The 19,615-nt window shown below is 69.6% G+C and carries 18 protein-coding genes; 7 read left to right on the top strand and 11 right to left on the bottom strand.

What is annotated here, in order from left to right; all coding sequences use genetic code 11:
- Together BN977_RS05640 and BN977_RS05635 are read right to left on the bottom strand one after the other, a co-directional pair.
- Window positions 1-1,581, bottom strand: coding sequence for a Na+/H+ antiporter (locus tag BN977_RS05640; protein WP_036396655.1), 1,581 nt, complete (start codon window positions 1,579-1,581; stop codon window positions 1-3).
- A 66-nt stretch (window positions 1,582-1,647) separates the two neighbouring features.
- Entirely contained in the window at window positions 1,648-2,256 is a 609-nt protein-coding gene (locus BN977_RS05635; RefSeq protein ID WP_131590021.1) for a hypothetical protein, read from the bottom strand.
- A 126-nt stretch (window positions 2,257-2,382) separates the two neighbouring features.
- Here BN977_RS05635 and BN977_RS32810 point away from each other — a divergent pair, with 126 nt between their 5' ends.
- Window positions 2,383-2,532 (top strand): hypothetical protein, encoded by a 150-nt coding sequence (locus BN977_RS32810; protein ID WP_165576293.1) that lies wholly within the window; start codon window positions 2,383-2,385, stop codon window positions 2,530-2,532.
- Window positions 2,533-2,670: 138 nt separating this feature from the next.
- Here the strand turns inward: BN977_RS32810 and BN977_RS05630 are convergent, their stop codons facing one another.
- From BN977_RS05630 to BN977_RS05605, 6 genes are read right to left on the bottom strand one after another with little or no spacing between them, the layout of a single operon-like run.
- Entirely contained in the window at window positions 2,671-3,759 is a 1,089-nt protein-coding gene (locus BN977_RS05630) for an NADH:flavin oxidoreductase/NADH oxidase (protein WP_036396651.1), read from the bottom strand.
- The gene (locus BN977_RS05625) at window positions 3,756-4,736 is read right to left on the bottom strand and encodes an amidohydrolase family protein (protein WP_036396650.1); all 981 of its coding nucleotides are present in this window, start codon (window positions 4,734-4,736) and stop codon (window positions 3,756-3,758) included. The genes BN977_RS05630 and BN977_RS05625 overlap by 4 nt, the downstream gene beginning before the upstream one ends.
- Entirely contained in the window at window positions 4,733-5,170 is a 438-nt protein-coding gene (locus tag BN977_RS05620; protein WP_036396649.1) for a cupin domain-containing protein, read from the bottom strand. Before BN977_RS05620 ends, BN977_RS05625 begins: the two co-directional genes overlap by 4 nt.
- A 27-nt stretch (window positions 5,171-5,197) precedes the next feature.
- The gene (locus tag BN977_RS05615; protein WP_036396648.1) at window positions 5,198-6,397 is read right to left on the bottom strand and encodes an FAD binding domain-containing protein; all 1,200 of its coding nucleotides are present in this window, start codon (window positions 6,395-6,397) and stop codon (window positions 5,198-5,200) included.
- Entirely contained in the window at window positions 6,394-7,761 is a 1,368-nt protein-coding gene (locus BN977_RS05610) for an MFS transporter (RefSeq protein WP_024451898.1), read from the bottom strand. The genes BN977_RS05615 and BN977_RS05610 overlap by 4 nt, the downstream gene beginning before the upstream one ends.
- A 30-nt stretch (window positions 7,762-7,791) precedes the next feature.
- On the bottom strand, window positions 7,792-9,282 hold the full coding sequence (locus BN977_RS05605) for an aldehyde dehydrogenase (protein WP_036396647.1): 1,491 nt from the start codon (window positions 9,280-9,282) through the stop codon (window positions 7,792-7,794).
- Between the two features lie 106 nt (window positions 9,283-9,388).
- Between BN977_RS05605 and BN977_RS05600 the strand changes: the two genes are divergently transcribed.
- The 3 genes from BN977_RS05600 (at window position 9,389) to BN977_RS05590 (ending at window position 12,309) form a co-directional block, all read left to right on the top strand.
- Window positions 9,389-11,173 carry a helix-turn-helix domain-containing protein gene (locus tag BN977_RS05600; RefSeq protein ID WP_109790080.1) on the top strand — a complete coding sequence of 595 codons (1,785 nt, stop codon included), beginning with the start codon at window positions 9,389-9,391 and terminating at the stop codon, window positions 11,171-11,173.
- A 51-nt stretch (window positions 11,174-11,224) separates the two neighbouring features.
- The gene (locus BN977_RS05595) at window positions 11,225-11,848 is read left to right on the top strand and encodes a flavin reductase family protein (protein WP_024451895.1); all 624 of its coding nucleotides are present in this window, start codon (window positions 11,225-11,227) and stop codon (window positions 11,846-11,848) included.
- 152 nt (window positions 11,849-12,000) lie between these two features.
- The gene (locus BN977_RS05590; protein WP_036396646.1) at window positions 12,001-12,309 is read left to right on the top strand and encodes a hypothetical protein; all 309 of its coding nucleotides are present in this window, start codon (window positions 12,001-12,003) and stop codon (window positions 12,307-12,309) included.
- Here the strand turns inward: BN977_RS05590 and speB are convergent.
- A complete protein-coding gene (speB, locus tag BN977_RS05585; protein WP_036396645.1) occupies window positions 12,270-13,223 on the bottom strand; it encodes an agmatinase in 954 nt (317 codons plus the stop codon). The genes BN977_RS05590 and speB overlap by 40 nt on opposite strands.
- The gene (locus BN977_RS05580; protein WP_024451892.1) at window positions 13,220-14,683 is read right to left on the bottom strand and encodes a purine-cytosine permease family protein; all 1,464 of its coding nucleotides are present in this window, start codon (window positions 14,681-14,683) and stop codon (window positions 13,220-13,222) included. The genes speB and BN977_RS05580 overlap by 4 nt, the downstream gene beginning before the upstream one ends.
- Window positions 14,684-14,802: 119 nt before the next feature.
- Here BN977_RS05580 and BN977_RS05575 point away from each other — a divergent pair, with 119 nt between their 5' ends.
- Together BN977_RS05575 and BN977_RS05570 are read left to right on the top strand one after the other, a co-directional pair.
- Window positions 14,803-16,266 carry a PucR family transcriptional regulator gene (locus BN977_RS05575; protein WP_036396644.1) on the top strand — a complete coding sequence of 488 codons (1,464 nt, stop codon included), beginning with the start codon at window positions 14,803-14,805 and terminating at the stop codon, window positions 16,264-16,266.
- Between the two features lie 13 nt (window positions 16,267-16,279).
- Window positions 16,280-17,077 carry a nitrilase-related carbon-nitrogen hydrolase gene (locus tag BN977_RS05570; RefSeq protein WP_036396642.1) on the top strand — a complete coding sequence of 266 codons (798 nt, stop codon included), beginning with the start codon at window positions 16,280-16,282 and terminating at the stop codon, window positions 17,075-17,077.
- Between the two features lie 4 nt (window positions 17,078-17,081).
- Here BN977_RS05570 and BN977_RS05565 read toward each other — a convergent pair whose 3' ends face one another.
- Window positions 17,082-18,605 (bottom strand): glycosyltransferase family 39 protein, encoded by a 1,524-nt coding sequence (locus tag BN977_RS05565; protein ID WP_191262638.1) that lies wholly within the window; start codon window positions 18,603-18,605, stop codon window positions 17,082-17,084.
- 433 nt (window positions 18,606-19,038) lie between these two features.
- Between BN977_RS05565 and BN977_RS05560 the strand changes: the two genes are divergently transcribed.
- Window positions 19,039-19,482, top strand: coding sequence for a universal stress protein (locus tag BN977_RS05560; RefSeq protein WP_024451889.1), 444 nt, complete (start codon window positions 19,039-19,041; stop codon window positions 19,480-19,482).
- Window positions 19,483-19,615: the final 133 nt, after the last annotated feature.

Raw genomic sequence — 19,615 nt, 5'->3', positions numbered from 1 at the left:
TCAACCCTCCAGCCGGGACTCCTCGAGGTCCAGGTCGCGCAGGACCCGGTTGAGCACCTCGTTGGACAGCCGGCCTTCCCGGCGCATGGTGAGCAGCGCCTGCCGCTGAGCCTGCAGTACCAAGCGGACCATCTGCTGGTAGGCGCCCGAGCGGTCCTCGTAACCGTCGTCCTCGATCTTGCCCAACCGCGCGGCGAAGCGCCGCATCCGGTACTCGTACAGCCCGCGCATCCGTTGCACGGTGTCGTCGCCCGCCCAATCCTCGTCGGCCAGCAGATCGATCTGCGCGATCGCCGCTTTGGAGGCCACCAGGCGGGCGCGCACCTCCTCGTCGGTGTCGGCTTCTTCGTCGACCGGATGCAGACGGCGGATGAGGGCCGGCAGCGTGAGCCCCTGCGCCACCAGCGTGAAGAAGATGACGGCGAAGGTGAGGAACAGGATCAAGTCGCGCAGTGGGAAGGGCCCGGAGTCGGTGGACAGGGGGATGGCCAGCGCGACGGCGAGGGAGACAGCGCCGCGCATACCGCTCCACGCGGTGATCAATTGCCATGGCGCAGAACGCGGTCCCACCCGCGGCGGGGGGCGTCGGGCCAGCAGGCCGGTGAGGGACGGGACGACGCAGAACCACAGCAGCCGCACCACGACGACGGTCCCGGCTGCGGCAAGTGCGTACAGCGCCAGCGCCGGCAGCGGATAGTCGTGCAGCGCGGCGATGATGGCGTGCAGCTGAAGCCCGGTGAGCGCGAAAAGCGTTGCGTTGATCAAGAAATCGACGATGTCCCAGACGAAATAGCCCTGCAGGCGCGGACGCGCGTCGAGCACTTCCGGGCTGCGGATGGCCATGAAGATGCCCGCGGTGACGGTGGCCAGCACCCCGGACGCGCCCAGCGCCTGGGCCGGCAGGAACGCGGCGTAGCCGGTGAGCAGTGAGATGGTCACGCTGATCTGGACATCGGTGATCCGTTCCCGGATCCACGCCGACATGCAGCCCACCGCCATCCCGACCGCGACCCCACCGATGACACCGAGGATGAAGTTCAGCCCCGCCTCGGCGAACGCGAAGCTCCCCGCGACCGTCGCAGCCACCGCCACGCGGTAGGCGACCAGCGCGGTGGCGTCGTTGAACAGCCCTTCCCCTTCGATATCGCTGACCAGCCGGCGGGGCACGTCGAGCCGATGCATGATCGCCGTGGCTGCCACCGGGTCGGTCGGCGACACGATGGCGCCCAGCACGAACGCGACCGGCCAGCTCATCCCGGGGATGACCAGATGCGCCGCGCAGGCCACGGCGGACATGGTGACCAGGACCAGCACCACCGAGTTCAGGGTCAGGCCACGGGCATTGCTGCGAAAGTCACCGAAATTGGCGTAGATCGACGACTTGTAGAGCAGCGGTGGCAGGAACAGGGCCAGCACCAGTTCCGGGTCGAGCCGGATGTCGGGCAGGCCGGGGATGAAGCCGAACGCGGCGCCGCCGAGCACCAGCATGATCGGGTACGGCACCGACAGTCTGCAGGCCAGCGCGCCGAGGATGGCGACGGCCGCCAGCAGTCCGGTGACCACGACGTCGAGGTGACTCACCCCACTACCTTGTGGGCTGTCAGGGGTGGACGCAACGGATGAGCCGCGCGAGCGCGGCGGCGGGCGTCAGATGCAGGGGCGGAAGAACGCGAACTTGACCGGCAGGCAGTTCTGGAACAGCTTGGGCATGCCGATCTTGGGCAGGCCCACCTTGGGCATGCCGACCTGGGGCAGACCGGGCGACGGCAGCGCCTGGGCCGCATTCGCCACTGCCGACAAGCCGCTGATCCCTGGGGGCGCGGCACCGCCGGTGCCGTTCAACAACAGGCCCGCGAAGTACAGCGCGTTGGCGGTGTCGGCCACACCGCCGGAAATGCTGGTGGGGATGTCGATGGCTGCGTTGACGATGCTGTTGACGTCGTTCAGCGTGCCCGGAATCCGGCGGACCTGGTCCAGCGTCCGCGCCGAGTTGGACCATTCCTCGGGGGTGACGTGGGCAATTGCGGGGGCCTCGGCCTTGCGCAGCGCCTCCACCAGACCGCTGCGGCACGCGCCGGTATCGGCGTCGCGGACCTGGCCCTTCTTGCACGTCACGGGCGCGCAGTTGCCGTTGAACTCGGTTTGGCCTTCGGCGCAGGACGCGGAGCTGGGCGCGGCGGTGATCACGGAGACGGCGGCCAACGGGGTGAACGCGGCCAGCGCGGCCGCGGCGTAGCGGCTTCTCGACATCTGCACGGTCGTCGTCCTCAATGTGGCGTAGCGAATGATCCCTAGTGAGTCTAGCCGAGCAACTGCGCTGGCGGTTGCCGCTATCGCAACGCACGCTATTGTTCGAACGCAACCGACGACAGGGGAGAGCCAGTGCCGGAACCAGAGCAGCAGCTGACGTTCGGACAGAAAGTCAAGCTGGGCGGCCAGGCCGCGGTGGCATTGGCCCGTAACCCGAAGGCCTTGGTCGCACTGGTCAAGTACAAGCTCGCCGAGCGGAAGTCCGCCAACGGGGCAAACTAGGCCGGCCGGCCCGGCGCCGCGAGCGCGGCGCCGGAACCGACATGCCGTCGAGCGCCGCGGCCGGCACACCCCAGCACAGCGCCTGGGCCAGGTTGGCCGGTAGCGCCGCCAGCCCGTCCGGACCGCTCATCAGCGGGGTCACGTGAACGCGCGGGTGTACTGCGGCGGGAACGGCAGGGCGACTCCGGCGCGTTGGGCGGCATCGCGCACCCAGTTGGGGTTGCGCAGCAGGCTGCGGCCCAGGAACACCGCATCGGCATCACCGCCGGAGATGATCGCTTCGGCCTGCTCGGCGTCGGTGATCAGACCCACGGACGTGGTCGGGATATCCGCCTCGGCGCGCACCCGCTTGGCGAACGGGACCTGGTAACCCGGTGCGACCGGGATCCTGGCATCGGGCACCGCACCGCCGGTGGACACGTCGATCAGGTCCACCCCGGCCGTCCTCAGCTCGGTGGCCAGCGCCACGGTGTCCGCGACGGTCCAGCCGGGACGTGGGTCGTCGGTGTCGCCGGCGAGCCAGTCCGTGGCCGACACCCGGAAGAACAGCGGCAGGTGGGCAGGCCACGCCTCCCGAACCGCGGCGACGACCTCTAATGCGAACCGCATCCGGTTGGCTCGCGATCCACCGTATTCGTCGGTGCGCGCATTGGATGCCGGCGACAGGAACTGGTGGATGAGATATCCATGGGCGCCGTGGATCTCCAGCACCCGGAAGCCGGCGGCGGCGGCCCGCCGGGCCGCATCGGCGAACCCCGCCACGACGCCGGCGATGTCCGCACGGCCCAGTTCGGCCGGAACGTCGTTGCGGCCGAACGGGATCGGGCTGGGCGCCACGGTCGTCCAGGATTCGGGTGCCCGGTCGGGATCCGGCCAGGGCCGGCCGGTGGATCCCTTGCGGCCGGCGTGCACGATCTGGATGCCCGGAACGGCGCCGTGATCGGCGATGAAACCCGCCAACCGCGCGAAACCGGGCACTTGGGCGTCGTCCCACAATCCCAGGTCGTAGACGCTGCTGCGGCCCACCGGGTGCACGGCGGTGGCCTCCACCATGGCCAGGGCCACGCCGCCGACCACGCGTGCCCCGAAATGCTGCAGATGCCAATCGCTGGGCGTGCCCGCCTCGGGGCCGTCGACGACCGCGGAGAACTGCATCATCGGCGACATCCAGGCCCGGTGGGCAAACGTCACGTCCCGCAACGTCAACGGGGTGAACAGATCAGTCATCGGTCCATCCCCAGAAATGCTCGCGCGGCCCGGGTCAAGGCCTCTTCGTCGGGCCCGTGCTTGACCGCGAACCGCACCGGATCCGCCTCGGCCATATCGAACGGGTAGTCGCTGCCGCACACGATCTTGTCCTTGCCGGCGATCTTGCCCAGCAGTTCCAACTGCGGTGCGTCGTGGGTGACCGTGTCGAAGTACAGGTCGGCGACCACCTCCGAGGGCAGCCGGGCGCAGCCGCCCCGCGCGTCGGCGCGGGCCCGCCAACCGTGATCCCAGCGGCCCAACAACCCGGGCGCGCAGCCACCGCCGTGCAGGAAGCAGATGCGCAGCGCGGGAAGCTCGTCCTTGAGACCGCTGAGCACCAGATTGGCCACCGCGGTGGCGGTCTCGACCGGGTTCCCGATGAGGTTGGCCAGGTAGTAGTCGGCCCATTCGGGGCGACCGATCTGCATGGGATGCACCAGGACCGCCAGGCCCAGGCGCGCGGCTTCGGTGACGATGTGCCGCAACACGCCCCGGTGCAGCGAGCCACCGTCGACCACCGGCGGAATCGCGACCCCGACCAGGCCGTCGGTGCCGGCGATCGCGGTGAGCTGATCGGTCACCGACTCCGGGGTGCTCAGGCTGACGATGCCCAGCCCCAACAGCTTTCCGTCGGCCCGGGTCACCACCTCGGCGAGTGCGGTATTGAATGCCAGCGCGTAGTCGACCCCGGCCGTGTCGGCCCCGAGCGGAAACGCGAACGGCGGTGCCGAGAGAACCCGGATGCCCACCCCGGCGCGGGCCATGTCCTCGATGATCGCGGCCTCGTCGCTCATCGCGTCGGTGGCGATCGACAACGGCAGGTCACCGAGATACAGCTGGCCGTCCCGGTCGTTCATCGGGCCGTAGGGTGCGCCGGGCGGCAACCCGAACAACGTGCGGGGCAGCCAGTGCGCGTGCACGTCGATGACGCCGTCGGCAGGGGTCGCGGCGGTCATCGGGCGATGTCCAGGGCGGTGTTGTCGCTGTCGAGGTGTTCCACGGTGGTGAAGACCAAGTCGGTGTCACCGATGTTCTCGATATCGTGCAGCAGGAATTCCCCTGGCCCGAAGTGGAAGTGCCGGGTCTCACCGGCCTGGTAGGAGACCTCGCGGACGGTGCCGTCGTGGGTGTGCTGGCGGCTGCGGCCGGCGTTGACGGCGGTCCAGAAGTAGTCCAGCACGTGCCGGTGCGCGTGCCAGCGCTCACCGGGCGCCAGCCGGATCTCCCAGACCCGCACCCGGGCATCCTCGCTCAGCAAGCGGGAGCCGACGTTGCCGTCGAACGCGTGCTCGGCGAACTCGGTCTTGAGCCATTCGGGCCAGCTCTCGAAATCGGTGGCCACCAATTCACCGGCCAGCGGCAGATCGGTCAGGTAGTTGTTGTCGGTCATGTCGAATCCTTTCGTAGGCAGGGTTTTTCAGAGTCCTGGGCCGTAGAGGCCGAACCGCAGGTCGGGATCACCGGGTGTCCAGGTGTTGCGGAACTGGGAGCGTTCGCCCATGTCGACGACCCGGCGCAGCAACGAGTCGCTGAGCTGGAGTTGTGCGGGCTCCCACTTGGCCAGGGCCGAGACGATATCCCCGGACGCGGTCGACAGGGCCTCGGCCAGCGCCCAGGCGTCGGCGGCGGCCTTGGCCGTCCCGGCGGCGGCGTGCGGCCGCGACGCGCACGCGGCGTCACCGATCAGCGCGGCCCGCCCGAGCGCCATCCGCGAGGACCGCACATCGGAAAGCACCTGGAGGTACGGCTGTTCGGTGGCGACCACGACATCGGCCACCGCGGGTGCCAGTTGCGCCCTGGCCGCCGCACGCAGTTCGTCGACGAAGCGGTCCTGCACCTGTCCCGGGTGCACGGAAACCGACCCGGTGAATCCCCTTTTGTCGGTGAGCAACTCGCTGAGCTGCGGACCGGCGGGCACATTGCGGTACCACACGTAGTTCATCAGCCGGTCCGCTTCGTCCAGGCTCTGCTCGCCGGGGATGGGGTACATGGTGATGTGCGAATGCGGGATCACCGTGTAGGTGATGGAGTCCCGCAACACCTCTTGTGTCGCCGGATCCAGGCTGCCCAGCGCGACGGTGCCGCGCCAGCCGACGTAGCCGGAGTAGGCGAGCTTCGCCTCCGGGTCGAAGTACTCCCGGGCGGGGGAGGTGATGCCGTCGGCGAAGACCACCAGGTCGGCCGAGGCGGTCCGGCCGCTGACGAACCGGACCGTGACGGAATCGGCGTCCTGGTCGAAGCCGCTGGCGAATTCGCCGTAGTGGTAGTGCTCGGTGCCGAAGTCGGCGAGCAGGGCCCGGTAGAACGTGCCCCACGAGGTGTAGGTCCACAGCGCCGGTTCACGGTGGACGACGGCGCCGCTGGGATCCAGATACTGCACGTAGGCGGTGGCGGTGTGCAGGTCGGCCAGGTCCTGGGAACTGCGCTCGGTGAACCACCGCACGGTGTCGGGCTGCAGCACGATGCCGCTGCCGCGGCCGTCCAGCGGTGACGCGGTGCGTTCGAAGACGTCGACGTGAAAGCCGAGGTCGCGCAACAGCAGTGCGGTGGTGAGGCCGCCGATGGATCCGCCGACGACGATCGCCGACGCGCTGGGGTAGGTGGACTGTCCGGTCATGACGGGCTCTTTTCGCTGAGTGGGACCGTGCGGTCCGAGGTGTGATCCGGCGTCTGGTCCAGGGGCATGGGCTCACCCTTGGTCTCCCTGGCGAACGCCAACCCGATGACGGCGATCAAGCCGACGGCCGACACCGACGCCGTGGCGATACCCAGATCACCGTCGAACCACGAGGAGGCGATGACGCCCGCGGTGAGGGGGCCCAGCGCGGTGACGTAGCGGCCGACGCTGTTGCACACCGCCAGGGCGGTGGCCCGGACGCTGGGCGGGAACAGTTCCGGGCCGTAGATGAAGGTGCCCGACAGCGCGCCGAACAGGCCGAAGCCCAGCAGTGGCATCGCGATGAGCACCTCGTCGAAACTGCGGTCCGGCGGGAACGTCCACACGACGGTGGCGGCGGACACCGCGAAGCTGATCAGGAAGGCCTTCTTGCGGCCGATGGCGTCGGCGATGAATCCCCAGGTGGCATAGCCGATGATGCCGCCGGCGTTGAACAGCATCGCGGCGACGGCCACCCGGTGGTCGGCGACGTCCTTGGGCAGCTGTTCGGCCGTTGTCATCTGCCGGATGATCTGCGGGTACCAGGTCGACACGCTCCAGAACGCGATGAGCGCTCCGGTGGCCAGTGCGGTGCACACCAGCATGGGGTGCAGCAGCGGCGGGCTGACCAGCCGGCGCAGCACGAACCGGTCGTGATCGGGCTTGCGTCCGAGCGCTTTACGTTCCTTGCGGGCCTCCAGGTGGGCGCCGATCTCGGGCGGTTCGGGGACGTAGCGGCGGATGAACCAGACCACCAGCGCCGGGATCCCGGCGAGCAGCATCATGGCGCGCCAACCGTGGTCGCCGAGCAGCGCGTAGGCCGCGGCGGCCATGAAGAAACCGGCGGCGTAGCCGGCCATCATCACCCCGCCGGCGCGGGCACGGAAGCGGTTACGCCAGGTCTCGGCGATCAGCGCCGCCCCCACGGGCGCCTCGACGCCGGAGCCGAGGCCGGCGATGAAGCGTAGCGCTCCCAGTTGCCACCAGGTTTCGGCGAAGACGGCCAGCGCGCTGAAGACGGCATAGGTGAGGATGCCGATCGACAGCACGCGGGTCCGACCGAAATAGTCGGCCAGCATGCCGAACAGGATTCCGCCGGTGGCCCAGCCGATGAGGAACAGGGCCACGGTCATGCCGCCGTAGAAGCCGATCGCGGCGCCGTCGGTGGCGATCCCGCTGTGCGGCAACAGTTCGGTCATGGCGGGGCCCAGCACCAGGACGTAGAGACTGCCGGCGAAGCCGTCGAGTCCCCAGCCCAGGGTGGTTCCGGCCAGGACGAGCCATTGTGTTCGGGTGATGTCGTGATACCAACGTCCGGGGGACATGCGAGAGCCTTTCGGTGTCGGGTCTGCGGATCAGTTCAGGCGCCGTTGCGGCTGGTCGCCGTACCAGTCGACGGGTTCGGCCGCGGTGCGCACGACGATCGTCTTGACCCAGGAGAAGTCGTCGAATGACTCTGTGCCGGCGTCCTTTCCGGAGCCGGACTCCTTGATGCCGCCCCACGGCAGCGACGGTTCCAGCCGGTGGTGGTCGTTGACCCACACCATGCCCGCGTCGATCTGTGCGGCCACGCGGTGGGCGCGGCTCACATCGGTGGTCCACACGCCGGCGCCCAGACCGTAGGGATTGTCGTTGGCCATCCGGATGGCGTCGCGCTCGTCGTCGAACGGGATGACCACCGCCACCGGGCCGAAGATCTCTTCGCGGGCCACCGTCATGTCCATGGTCGCGTCGGCGAGCACGGTGGGGGACAGGAAGAAGCCGTTGTCGAACGGGCTTGGCAGGGTGGGCTTTCCGCCGCCGGCGCGCAGGCTGGCGCCCTCGTCGAGCCCGGTCTGGATCAGGGCGGCCACCTTGTCGCGCTGGCGGGCGCTGATCAGCGGTCCCATCTGGGTGTCGGGCAGGGCCGGGTCGCCGAGCCGGATGGCGCGGGCGCGGGCACCGAGCGCGTCGACGAACTGGTCGTAGATCCCGCTCTGCACCAGGAACCGCGAGCCCGCCACGCAGGACTGGCCCGCGGCGACGAAGGCCGCGAATGCCGCACCCTCGGCGGCGATGCGCGGGTCGACGTCGTCGAACAGCAGCACCGGTGTCTTGCCGCCCAATTCGGCGGTGATCCGCGCGAACCGGGACGCCGTCGCGACGGCGGCGGAGCGGCCCGCTTCGGTGCCTCCGGTGAGCGTGATCTTGGCGACGTCGGGGTGGCCGGTGAGCCGTTGGCCCGCCTCACGCGCCCCGGTGACCACGTTCAGCACGCCGTCGGGCAATCCGGCGTGGGCCAGGATCTCGGCGAGCGCGAGGGTGGTCAGCGGTGTCAGCTCGGACGGTTTGACCACCACGGTGTTGCCGTTGGCCAGAGCGGCGGACAGGCTGCGGGCCAGGATCAGCATCGGGTGGTTGAACGGCGTGATGATGCCGCACACGCCGAGCGGCAACCGCTGCTGATAGGTCAGGTACGGGCCGTCACCGGGCAGCACGGCCTGGCGCTGCGCGGCCAGCAGACCGGCGTTGTACCGGAACCACTCCGGGACCCGGGACAGCTGTGCCCGGGTTTCGGTGATCGGCCGCCCGTTGTTGCGGGCCTCCAGTGTGTAGAGCCGCTCGCTGGCGTCCTCGATCGCGTCGGCGATCCGCAGCAACAGCCGGGCCCGGTCGCTGCGCACCATGGCCGGCCATGGTCCGTCCTCGAACGCGGCGCGCGCCCGCGCCACCGCGGCGTCGACGTCGCTCGCACCGTGTTCGGGAACGGCCGCGATCACCTCGCCGGTCGCTGGGTTGACGATGTCGCGGAACTCGCGGGGCAGCGGTCCCGTGTGTTGGGCGTCGGAGACGGTAGCGGAGGTCATGGCTATGAGTGTCGTCACAGCGTGAGCAACCTTCAATGTCCTCGCAGACATAGTTGATGCAGATATATGTGCACGGGAACACAGCTGCCTGGGGCACACTGAGTCGGTGACCACATCGACGGGCCAGGACCGGCCGGGTGCCGAGCTGGTGACGTGGCTGGCCGCCCTGCGCACCCTCAGTGCCGAGGCCAGTGCCGAGACCGACCTGCCCGAGGTGCTCTGTCTGGTCGCCGACACCGCCAGGACGCTGCTGGGCTTCGATTTCTGTGGCGTGCTCATCCCGAACACGGACCGGGACCGGCTGCTGGTGCAGGGCTGGAGCGGGCTGTCGGAGGAGTACGTCCGGCGGGTCAATTCGGACCGGGCCATCCGGCTCGACAGCGGTTCCCCGTCCAGCCAGGCCTTCCACCGCGGTGAGCCGGTGGCCATCCGGGATGTGCGGGTCGAACCCGAGTTCGCCCTGTGGGCCGGCGTCGCCCGCGACCAGGGGTATCGGGCCATCGTCGCCGTGCCGCTGGTGGCCGGCACCGAGGTGCTGGGCACCCTCAACGGCTACTACGCCTCGGTGCACACGTTCACCCGGTACGAGATCGAGCGGTTGATCCTGCTGGCCAACCACGCAGCGATCGCGGTCACCTCGGCGCGCCGCCTGGACGAGCTGCGCACCATGACCGGTTCACTGCGCGAACAGCGCGACGCACTGGCGCGCTCCGAACAGATCCACGAGCGCTTGCTGGCGGTCACCCTGCGCTCGGGTGGGATCGGCGGTATCGCCGCCGCGCTCAGCGATCTGATCGGCCGGGCCGTCCTGATCGACGACGCGCGCCAGGTCGAATTGGCCCGTGCCGGCGACGACATCGAATTTCCCTCGGCCGCAATCCGTTCCGGTATCCCGGATGACGACTCCACGGCGACCGTGGTGCCGGTGCGCGACGCCGAGGGCGCCGCGACGGGCTGGTTGGTGGCCAATGTGCGGCTGGGCCACGAGGTGGCTGCCCGGATCTGGTTCCCGGGTGCGGTGGGTGCCCTCGACGCGCTGCAGGTTCGGGCGGTGGAGCACGCATCCATCGTGGTGTCGGTCGAGTTGCTGCGCGAACAGACCGCGGCCGAGGTGGAGCGGCGGCTGCGCGGCGAACTGCTGGCCGATGTGCTGACCGGTGGTGCGTCGTTATCGCCACAACTACTGGAGCGGGCCCAGCGTTTGGGGCATGACCTCACGGTCGCCCACGTTGCGATCGTCGCCACCGTCACCGGGCCCGGTGAGGCGGCGCTGCGGCGGGCGTGGCAGCGTGCGCTGGCCGTGGTCACCCAGCTGGCATCGGCGTTTGCGCCCCGGCCGCTGGTGGCCACGCACGGCGGTGCCCTGGTGGTGCTGTGGCCCGACACCGCGGCGGCCGATGAGCCGCCCGGCGTGCTGGTGCATCGGGTGATGGCCCGGGTGGCGCCGGAGATCACCGCCACCGTCGCCGTCTCCGATTCGCAGCCCGCCGGCGGCGGTGAATCCTACCGAATCGCCAAGGGGGCGTTGGATATCGCGTTGCAGGCCGGCCGTACCGGCACGGTGGTGACGCTCGACGATCTCGGGATCGTCGGCCTGTTGCTGCAGCTGGACGATCCGGTCAAGCTCACGGCCTTCGCCGGGCGCACGCTGGGCCCGTTACTCGACTACGACGCCGACCACCGCACCGAGCTGATGTCAACGCTGCGAACGTATTTCGCCTGCAAGCAGGATCGCAGCGCGACGGCCGCGGCGCTGGTGGTCCATCCCAACACCGTCGCGCAGCGGCTGCGCCGCATCGAGCACCTGTGCGCTGTCGACCTCGCCGACCCCGGGGTCACCACCCAGTTCTCGGCGGCGCTCATGGTGCATGATATTGCGGCGCGGCGCTGACGGCCGCGCCCGCCCGCAAGCTGGGAACGACTGGGAAATGAGACATCAGACATGGCAGGCCAGAACGCCCACTTCTATCGTCCCGCCGAGGGAACCGGACTGCCACACGACCCGTTCAACGCGATCATCGGTCCGCGCCCCATCGGCTGGGTGGCCACCCAGGACCGCGACGGCGTGCGAAATCTGGCTCCGTACAGCTTCTTCAACGGCTTCAACTACCGTCCGCCGATCATCGGATTCTCGTCGATCGGCTGGAAGGACACCGTCGCCAATGTCGACGCCACGGGTGAATTCGTGTGGAACCTGGCCACTCGTGACCTTGCGGCCCAGATGAACGAGACCGCCGCCACCCTGCCCGCCGACCAGGACGAGTTCGAGCGAGGCGGGCTCACGCCGGTCCCGTCGGCGGTGGTCTCGGCACCCCGCGTGCTGGAGAGCCCGGTCAACTTCGAATGCCGGCTGACCCAACTGACGCGTCTGCAGGACGTCGGCGGGACCGCCCTGGACACCTGGTTGGTGCTGGGCGAGGTGGTCGCGGTGCACATCGACCGTGACCATCTGGTCGACGGGGTCTATCAGACCGCGGCGGCCCACCCGATCCTGCGGGCGGGCGGCCCGGCCGACTATGCCGAGATCGGCCCCGCCGCGATGTTCTCGATGGTGCGGCCGGCCTGAACCCCGCAACGCCGGCGCTCTCGGGGTTTGCCAGGTCGGCGCACCGGCGAGCAAAGTCACGGTGTGTGCCTGGTCCGGAATCCGGGCGGCGGTAGCGGTGATCGGCCACCCCCCGGCGCGCGTACCGACCGGATCGATGAGAGGATCCGCATGTGCGTGAAGTCCCGGAGGACCCGGCCGTGAGCCAGGCGCGGCAGTTCTTGGCCGCACTCTACGATCAGGTCGCCGACATCTCGCACAAGCTCGAGGTCGTCGACGCGCGTAACCGGCGAGCCCGGGCCCGGGGCACCGCTCGGGTGGATCCGCGGGCCGGTGATCTGCGCCGGGAACTGTACGAGGCGCATCGGCTGATCGACGGGTTGCATCGCCGCTACCCGGAAACCGCCCCGCCCACACGGTCTTTCGGTCGGCACGCCCGCGGTCAGGCGCGATTGGCGGCCAGCACGGAGAGCAGTTCGTAGCCGACGTGTGCGGCGGCGATGCCGGTGATCTCGGCATGGTCGTAGGCCGGTGCCACCTCGACGATGTCGGCGCCCACCACGTCCAGCCCGATCAGTCCGCGCAGCGTGTTGAGTAGTTCGCGCGAGGTCATGCCACCGGCTTCCGGGGTGCCCGTGCCCGGTGCGTGGGCGGGATCGAGCACGTCGATGTCGACCGACACGTAGACCGGGCCGCCGGACAGCCGCTTGCGCATCCGCTCCACGATCGAGGCCACCCCGTCGACCTCGTAGTCGTCGGAGCGGATCACCTGGAATCCGAGCACGGCGTCATCCTCGAGATCGTGTTTGCTGTACAGCGGGCCGCGGATGCCGATGTGCTGGGACCGTTCCATGTCGATCAGGCCCTCCTCGCTGGCCCGCCGGAACGGGGTGCCGTGGGTGAACGGTGCCCCGAAGTAGGTGTCCCAGGTGTCCAGGTGGGCGTCGAAGTGCAGTACACCGATGGGGCCGTGGTCGCGCGCCAGTGCGCGCAGGATGGGCAGGGCGATGGTGTGATCGCCGCCGATGGTGAGCACCTTCGCACCGTCCTTGCGCAGGTCGGTGACCGCGGCGTCGATGGTCTCGATCGCGTCGGCGATATCGAACGGGTTCACCGCGATATCGCCGCAGTCGGCCACCTGCTGAGCGGCGAACGGCTCGACGTCGACGGCGGGGTTGTACGGCCGCAACAACTTCGACGAGGCGCGCACGTGGCCCGGGCCGAAACGGGCGCCCGGGCGGTAGGACACCCCGCTGTCGAACGGGATGCCGACGATGCTCACATCGGCACGGCCGACCTGGTCGAGGCGCGGCAACCGGGCGAACGTGCCGGGCTCGGTGTAGCGCGGATGACGGGTGGCGTCGATCGGACCGATGGGGCCGCCGGGGTTACTCATTTTTCCTCCGCTTCAACGGTGTCGGCGATCGCGGCGGCGTCGGCGGGATCACTCAGGGAAGGGTCGGCGGCGATGCGGGCCAATTCGTCGGACACATCGAGGGACCGGGTGACGGCGATGTAGACCACGCCGGACACCAGCAGGCCCACCACGAACGCGATGTCGACGTCGCCCATCGCGGTGGCGACCGGCCCGGTGTAGAACGGCAGCACCACGAACGGGATCTCGGCGGCGATGCCGGCGGCGAACGCGACCAGCCCGCGCCACGACCAGGCGCCGTACACGCCCGCCGGGGTGAACAGGTCCGCGATCACATAATGCCCGCGGCGCACGAAGAAGAAGTCGGTGAGGTTCACCGCGGTCCACGGCACCAACAGGTACAGCATGATCAGCAGCGTGGTGTTCAGCGCCGCGGTCGCGTTCGACAGCAGCAGGCTCATCACCAGCCAGGCCGCCGCCAACGCCAGGATGGTGACCACCCGCAGCCGACGGGTGGGCCGCACCGAACGGACCGAGTCCAAACCGGTGACGACGGTGAGCATTCCGCTGTAAGCGTTCAGGCCCATGGTCGCCACCAGCACCAGGGTCGAGACCACCGCCAGGACGCTGCCCAGCATGGGCACGGTGGCGTTGCCGGTGGTGTTGATGCCCGCCAGTGCGTCGGAGGCGCCGAGATAGGTGGCCATCCAGCCGCCCAGCGGGATGAGCCACATCGGCGATGCCGTGGCGCCGACGAACACCGAGCTGATGATGGCCGAGGGCTTGGTGTCCCGCGGCAGGTACCGGCTGTAGTCGGAGACGTACGGGGCGTAGGTGATGTTGTACGACGCCGCCACCCCGAACTGCGCCAGGAAGGCCACCCAGGTGAAATCACCGGCGGCCGGCGTCGTCGCGTGGACGTCACCGGACAGCACGCCGTAGGTCAGGACCAGCCACAGCGGCAGCGAGATCCAGAACAGCACCCGGAAGGCCTTGTGCAGCAAGTCATGCCCGAAGATGGCCAGGCCGGCGGCGACGACGGTGATCACCACGGCCACCGCCACCGAGTTCCAGCCGAAGATCTCCTGCAGGCCGGATTTGATGATCACCACGTCGACGACGTTGAATCCGACGAAGGTGAACAGCGTGCCGATCAACGGCAGAAGCACACCGCGGTAACCGAACTGGGCCCGCGACTGGATCATCTGCGGCAGCCCGAGCACCGGGCCCTGGGTGGCGTGGAACGCCATGAACAACGTGCCGAAGGCGATGCCGGCGATCCCGGCGACGACGGTCCACCACAGGGACAGGCCGAGGCTGGGGCCCACGAACCCCAGCGCCAGGGTGAACGGCTGGAAGTTGCCGACGAACCAGAACGGCCCCTGGTGGCCGACTTTGCCGTGCCGTTCGTCGTCGGGCACGTAGTCGATCGAGCGGGTCTCGATCAAGGTCCCGGACCGGTCGGTGCTGGGGATGGTCATGCGTGTCTCCCTGTGTGGCGTTGGTCATACTGTCGCCGGAACGGCAGCCCGATGCCATAGCGATTTTGTTCAGTCCGCCCATTAGCATTGGACGATATGTACAACCGGCCGGTCCCGCGGTGATCACCGTCCGCGATGTCGCCACGGCGGCGTCACTGCAGCTCGCGGTGGTGGCCGGCGCGGCCGGGCTGGACCGCGAGGTCACCTCGGCGCACGTCTCGGAGCTGGTCTCCCCGGGTGACTGGTTGCAGGGCGGTGAGCTGTTGATGACGGTCGGCCTGCTGCTGCCGATGACCGACGAGGACTGCCGAGCCTACGTGTCCGCGTGCGCGGCGGCCGGGGTGGCGGCCCTGGCCCTGGGCGTCGGGCACGGCCTGCCGTACCGGGAGTGTCCGGAGCCGTTACGCGCGGCGGCCGAGCAGGCCGGCATCACCATGCTGGTGGTGCCGGACCAAACCCCGTTCATCGCCGTCACCAAGTGGGTGTTCGAGACGATCGCCCGGCAGGAGCGGCGCGACCTGCAACAGGCCATGGAGAACAATCGCCGGCTAACTGCGGTGGCGACCAGCTCCGCGCCGCTGCCCGCGCTGCTGTCGGCCTGGGCGACCACGAGCACCACACCGTGCGTGGTGTGTGACGGCGCGGGTGGCCTGGTGGCCGCGAGCCCCGGTGCTGCCCCGGACACCGTGGAGCGGGCGCGCACGAGCTGCGGGCAGATGGACGGCCGCAGCTGGGCGGTGGTGGACGGCTTCGAGGTGCACGCCATCGGCGCCCGGGTGCCGCTGGCCTATGTCGCGCTGGGCGCCGATATGGACGCCGCCACCCGGGCGTCGTCGACGGTGCTGGTCTCGCTGATCGCCGTGGACCGCGAGCGGCGTGAGCTCTCCGACGAGCCCGAGCGCCGGCGGCGCGAGCAGGTGTTCGGGCAGCTGCTGCGGGCCGGCGTCAAACGCGAACGCGCCCAACAACTGGCGGCCAGCGTGGGCCTGTCCGGCGAACACTGCCATGTTGCGGTGGTCGAGGGCGCCGGCGAGGAGTTGGCCTTCCGGCTGCGGTCCACTCTCGACGGTGCGCTGGTCCGGGTTAACGGGCCGACGGTCGAGATCGCCCACTGGGATCTGGCCGCGCTGACCGAGACTATGGCCACCCACGCCGCGGGCCTGCCCACCGGCGTCGGCGCCGCGACCAGTCCGGAGACGCTCGGGGTGTCCGCCGCCCAAGCCCGGTCCCTGGTTCCGGTCAGCCGGCGGCTGGGCCGCGTCGTCACCGCGGGTGAGGGCGAGACCGTGTCGCTGCTGTTGTCGCTGGGGGAGCCCGAGACGGTGCGCGGATTCGGCGACGCGGTGCTCGCACCGCTGGACCAACTCGAACCGGGAGAGCGGGTGGAGTTGCTGCGCACCCTCGACCAGTGGCTGCGGGTCAACGGGGCGTGGGATCCCGCCGCGGCCCGGTTGTCGGTGCACCGCAACACCGTTCGCAACCGTATCGAACGGATCGCCCAGCTGACCGGGCGGCGCCTGGACGACGGCGACGACCGCATGGAGCTGTGGCTGGCGCTGAAGGCCCGTACCGCCCTGCCGTGACTACACTGCGCTGATGACCCGGATCGCCTGTTGCCAGATCGCGCCCGTGTTCGGCGACCTGACGGCCAACACCGCCCTGATCGTCGAGCAGATCCGCGCCGCGGTCGCCGCCGGTGCCGATGTCGTCGTCCTACCCGAACTGGTGACCTCCGGGTACATGTTCGCCGACGCCGACGAGGCCCGGTCGCTCGCGCGGCCGGCCACCGCCGACACGTTCGCCGAGTGGATCGCCGCGGCCGGTGACGCCGTCGTGATCGGCGGATTCGCCGAGAGCGGTACCGACGGACTGCTCTACAACAGTGCGGTGATGCTCGACGGATCCGGGGTGCTGGGCTTCTATCGCAAATCGCATCTGTGGGACCGGGAGAAGTTGGTCTTCACGCCCGGCGCGGCGGTGCCGGAAGTGGTCGCCACCCGGCACGGCGCCATCGCGGTGATGGTGTGCTACGACCTGGAGTTCCCGGAACTGACCAGGCCGGTTGCGCTGGCCGGGGCGGAACTCATTGCCGCACCGGTCAATTGGCCACTGTTTCCCCGTCCGGATGGTGAACACCCCGGCGAGGTGATCAACGCGATGGCCACCGCCCGGGCCAGCAAGGTGGCCGTCGCCTGCTGCGATCGCACCGGGGTGGAACGCGGACAGGCGTGGACGGAGGGCAGCGCGGTGGTGTCCCCCGACGGTTGGGTGCTCTCTGCCGTCGGCTCCGGCCCTGGCATGGCGATCGCCGACGTCGACCTCAGCGTCACCCACGACAAGGCGCTCACCGAGCATGTGGACCTGTTCGGCGATCGGCGTCCCGAGTTGTATTGAGCTATCAGCGCATGGACTTCACCACCTGGGCGAAATTGAACTGCCAGCGCTCCACGATGTGGAAGCCCATCCGCTCGGGCACCTGGTAGGCCGGGGCGCGGCGCAACCGCGGTCCCGGATCCAGTGCGGCGCCGCTCTGCCGGTCCGGGACGGCCCGATCGCGTTGGGACACCGTCCACAGAACGGTGCACGCGCGAACCCGGTCGGCGACCCCCCAGATGCCCAGATGCGCGTCCCACAACCGGTTCCGATCGGCGGCGCGCATCCCGCGGCCGGGATCGATCAGCTTGGCGTAGGCCGCGGGTCGTGCCGCGGTCAGCGGCCGGATCGGGCCCGGCATCCAGTTGGTGGTGTTGTCCATGATCAGACAGTCGCCGGTGGCGGCGTGCGCGGTGATGACGTCGGCGACCTGGCTGAAGTCCATACCCTCCTTGGCATACGGGCCGCGCTGGACCATCAGGAAATTCGGTGTCGCGGCGACGGCGAGGACGGCCAGCACCGCGGTGGCGCGCTCCCGGGCCCGCACGATGCCGACGATGCTCACCCCGAGCAGCAACGCCATCGCGGGGGAGGTGTAGGTGAGATAGCGCGGATAATAAATCGGCTCGGCCACAATCGAATACAGCAGCAACATCGCGGTGGGCAGCACCGCCCAGGCCGCGCAGAGCCGAAGCAGCCGACGTGCCCCCGGTTCGGCCGGCCGCAGCCGCCGGAATGCCAACGGCAGCAGCAGGATAAATCCAGCGCACACCGCGAACGCCAGGCTGTCGTCGAAGTACTGCTCCTTGAGGATCTCGCCGACCGTGCGTGCCGACAGCGGGGAGATCCACCGCACCTGCGCTATCTGGGTGCGGCAGAACAACAACAACGGCGCGACGGTGAGCACCGCGGCGGCGGCGGCACCGGCCCACGCCGCGGTGGACCGGCGGTCGCGCAGCGTCGCGGCGAACACCGCGTGCGGCAGCACGAGCAGCACCATGAAGACGTTGAGCACGGCGGCCAGCACCAAACCGGCGCCATAGGCCACCCACAGGCGGGGCCGGCGGCACGCTGCGACCAGGAGCACCGTCAGCCACACCGCGGCGGCGGCCGTCAGGGCATACGACCGTGCCTCGATACCGGCCCACGTCACCCTCGGCAGGATCGCGAACACCACACCCGCGGTGACCGCGGCCGAGCGACCGACGAACCGCCTGCCCAGCGCCACCACACCGGCGGCGGCGAGCCCGACGGCCAGGCAACTGGAGAATCGGGACCAGAACTCGGTGGCCGGGAACACCGCGAACCAGCCGTGCATCAGCAGGTAGTACGCGCCGTGCACGGCGTCGATATTGCCGAGCAGGCGCACCAGCTCCGGGATGGTGCGCGTGCTCGCCGAGATGGTGGCCGCCTCGTCGAACCACAACGAGGGCCGCGCGGCTCCGGCCGCGCTCACGGCTATCGCGAAGACCGCCACCAGCACCCCGTCCAGGCGGCCGGAACGCAGCAGCGTAGCCGGTTCCCGCCGCGTGAGCAGGGACAGTTCCACCTGGTCGACCCCCGTTCAGGTTGTAGGGCGCAACCGTAATACCCCCACCCGTGCCGGTCCAGTCGATGCTGTGTCGGGTCATTACCGCTGGGGCACAGGACCTTCCGGTACCGGTGCGGCCGGCGTCACCGCCCGCACCGGTGCGGTGCCCAAACACCGGCGCGGCGAACGACATTGAGGGCCGCTGTGATGTCCGCACAACGGGTGCCGACGGTTTGACCTCGGTCACGTCCGCGGCCCGGTACGGGCATGTCCTGCGTCACCAAAATGCCTGATCCGGGCGGCGAGCCGATACCATCGGTACTCGAAAGGCGCCGCCGGGCCGGTGACCGGCGCGCCGGGTGTCGCGAATCGCGCCCCCGGTCGTCGAGCAAAGGGTTACTGTCTCGGGTGGCGTAGCTATGGAGAAGGTTCTGAGACTGGGAGGGCATGAATGAGCGCCTATCGGACCGTGGTCGTCGGCACGGACGGATCGGATTCGTCACTGCGAGCCGTGGAGCGCGCAGGAGAGATCGCGGCCAATGCCGGGGCCAAGCTGATCGTCGCGACGGCATACTTCCCGCAGAGTGAAGACCACCACGCCGCCGACGTCCTGAAGGACGAGGGCTACAAGATGACCGGCAACGCCCCCATCTACGCCATCCTCAAGGAGGCCAGCGACCGGGCCAAGGTGGCCGGAGCCACCGACATCGAGGAAAAGGCCATCGTCGGAGCGCCCGTCGACGCGCTGGTCGACCTGGCCAACGATTCCGGGGCCGACCTGCTGGTGGTCGGCAACGTCGGCCTGTCCACCATCGCCGGCCGGCTGCTGGGCTCGGTGCCGGCCAACGTGGCGCGCCGTTCCAAGGTCGACGTCCTCATCGTGCACACGTCCTGATACCGCCCGCGAAAGGCCCGGCGCTCGCGCGCCGGGCCTTTCGCAGCTCTACGCCACCTTTACAAACTCACGATCCCGAATTCGGCACGCCGGGAGTCGGTTTCGATGAGGAGGGCACTGGCGCCACGCCATC

Source organism: Mycolicibacterium cosmeticum, assembly GCF_000613185.1.
GTDB classification, from domain to species: Bacteria; Actinomycetota; Actinomycetes; order Mycobacteriales; family Mycobacteriaceae; genus Mycobacterium; species Mycobacterium cosmeticum.
Note: the sequence above shows the minus strand (reverse complement) of the source record. Positions and strands in the feature narration are given on the sequence as shown.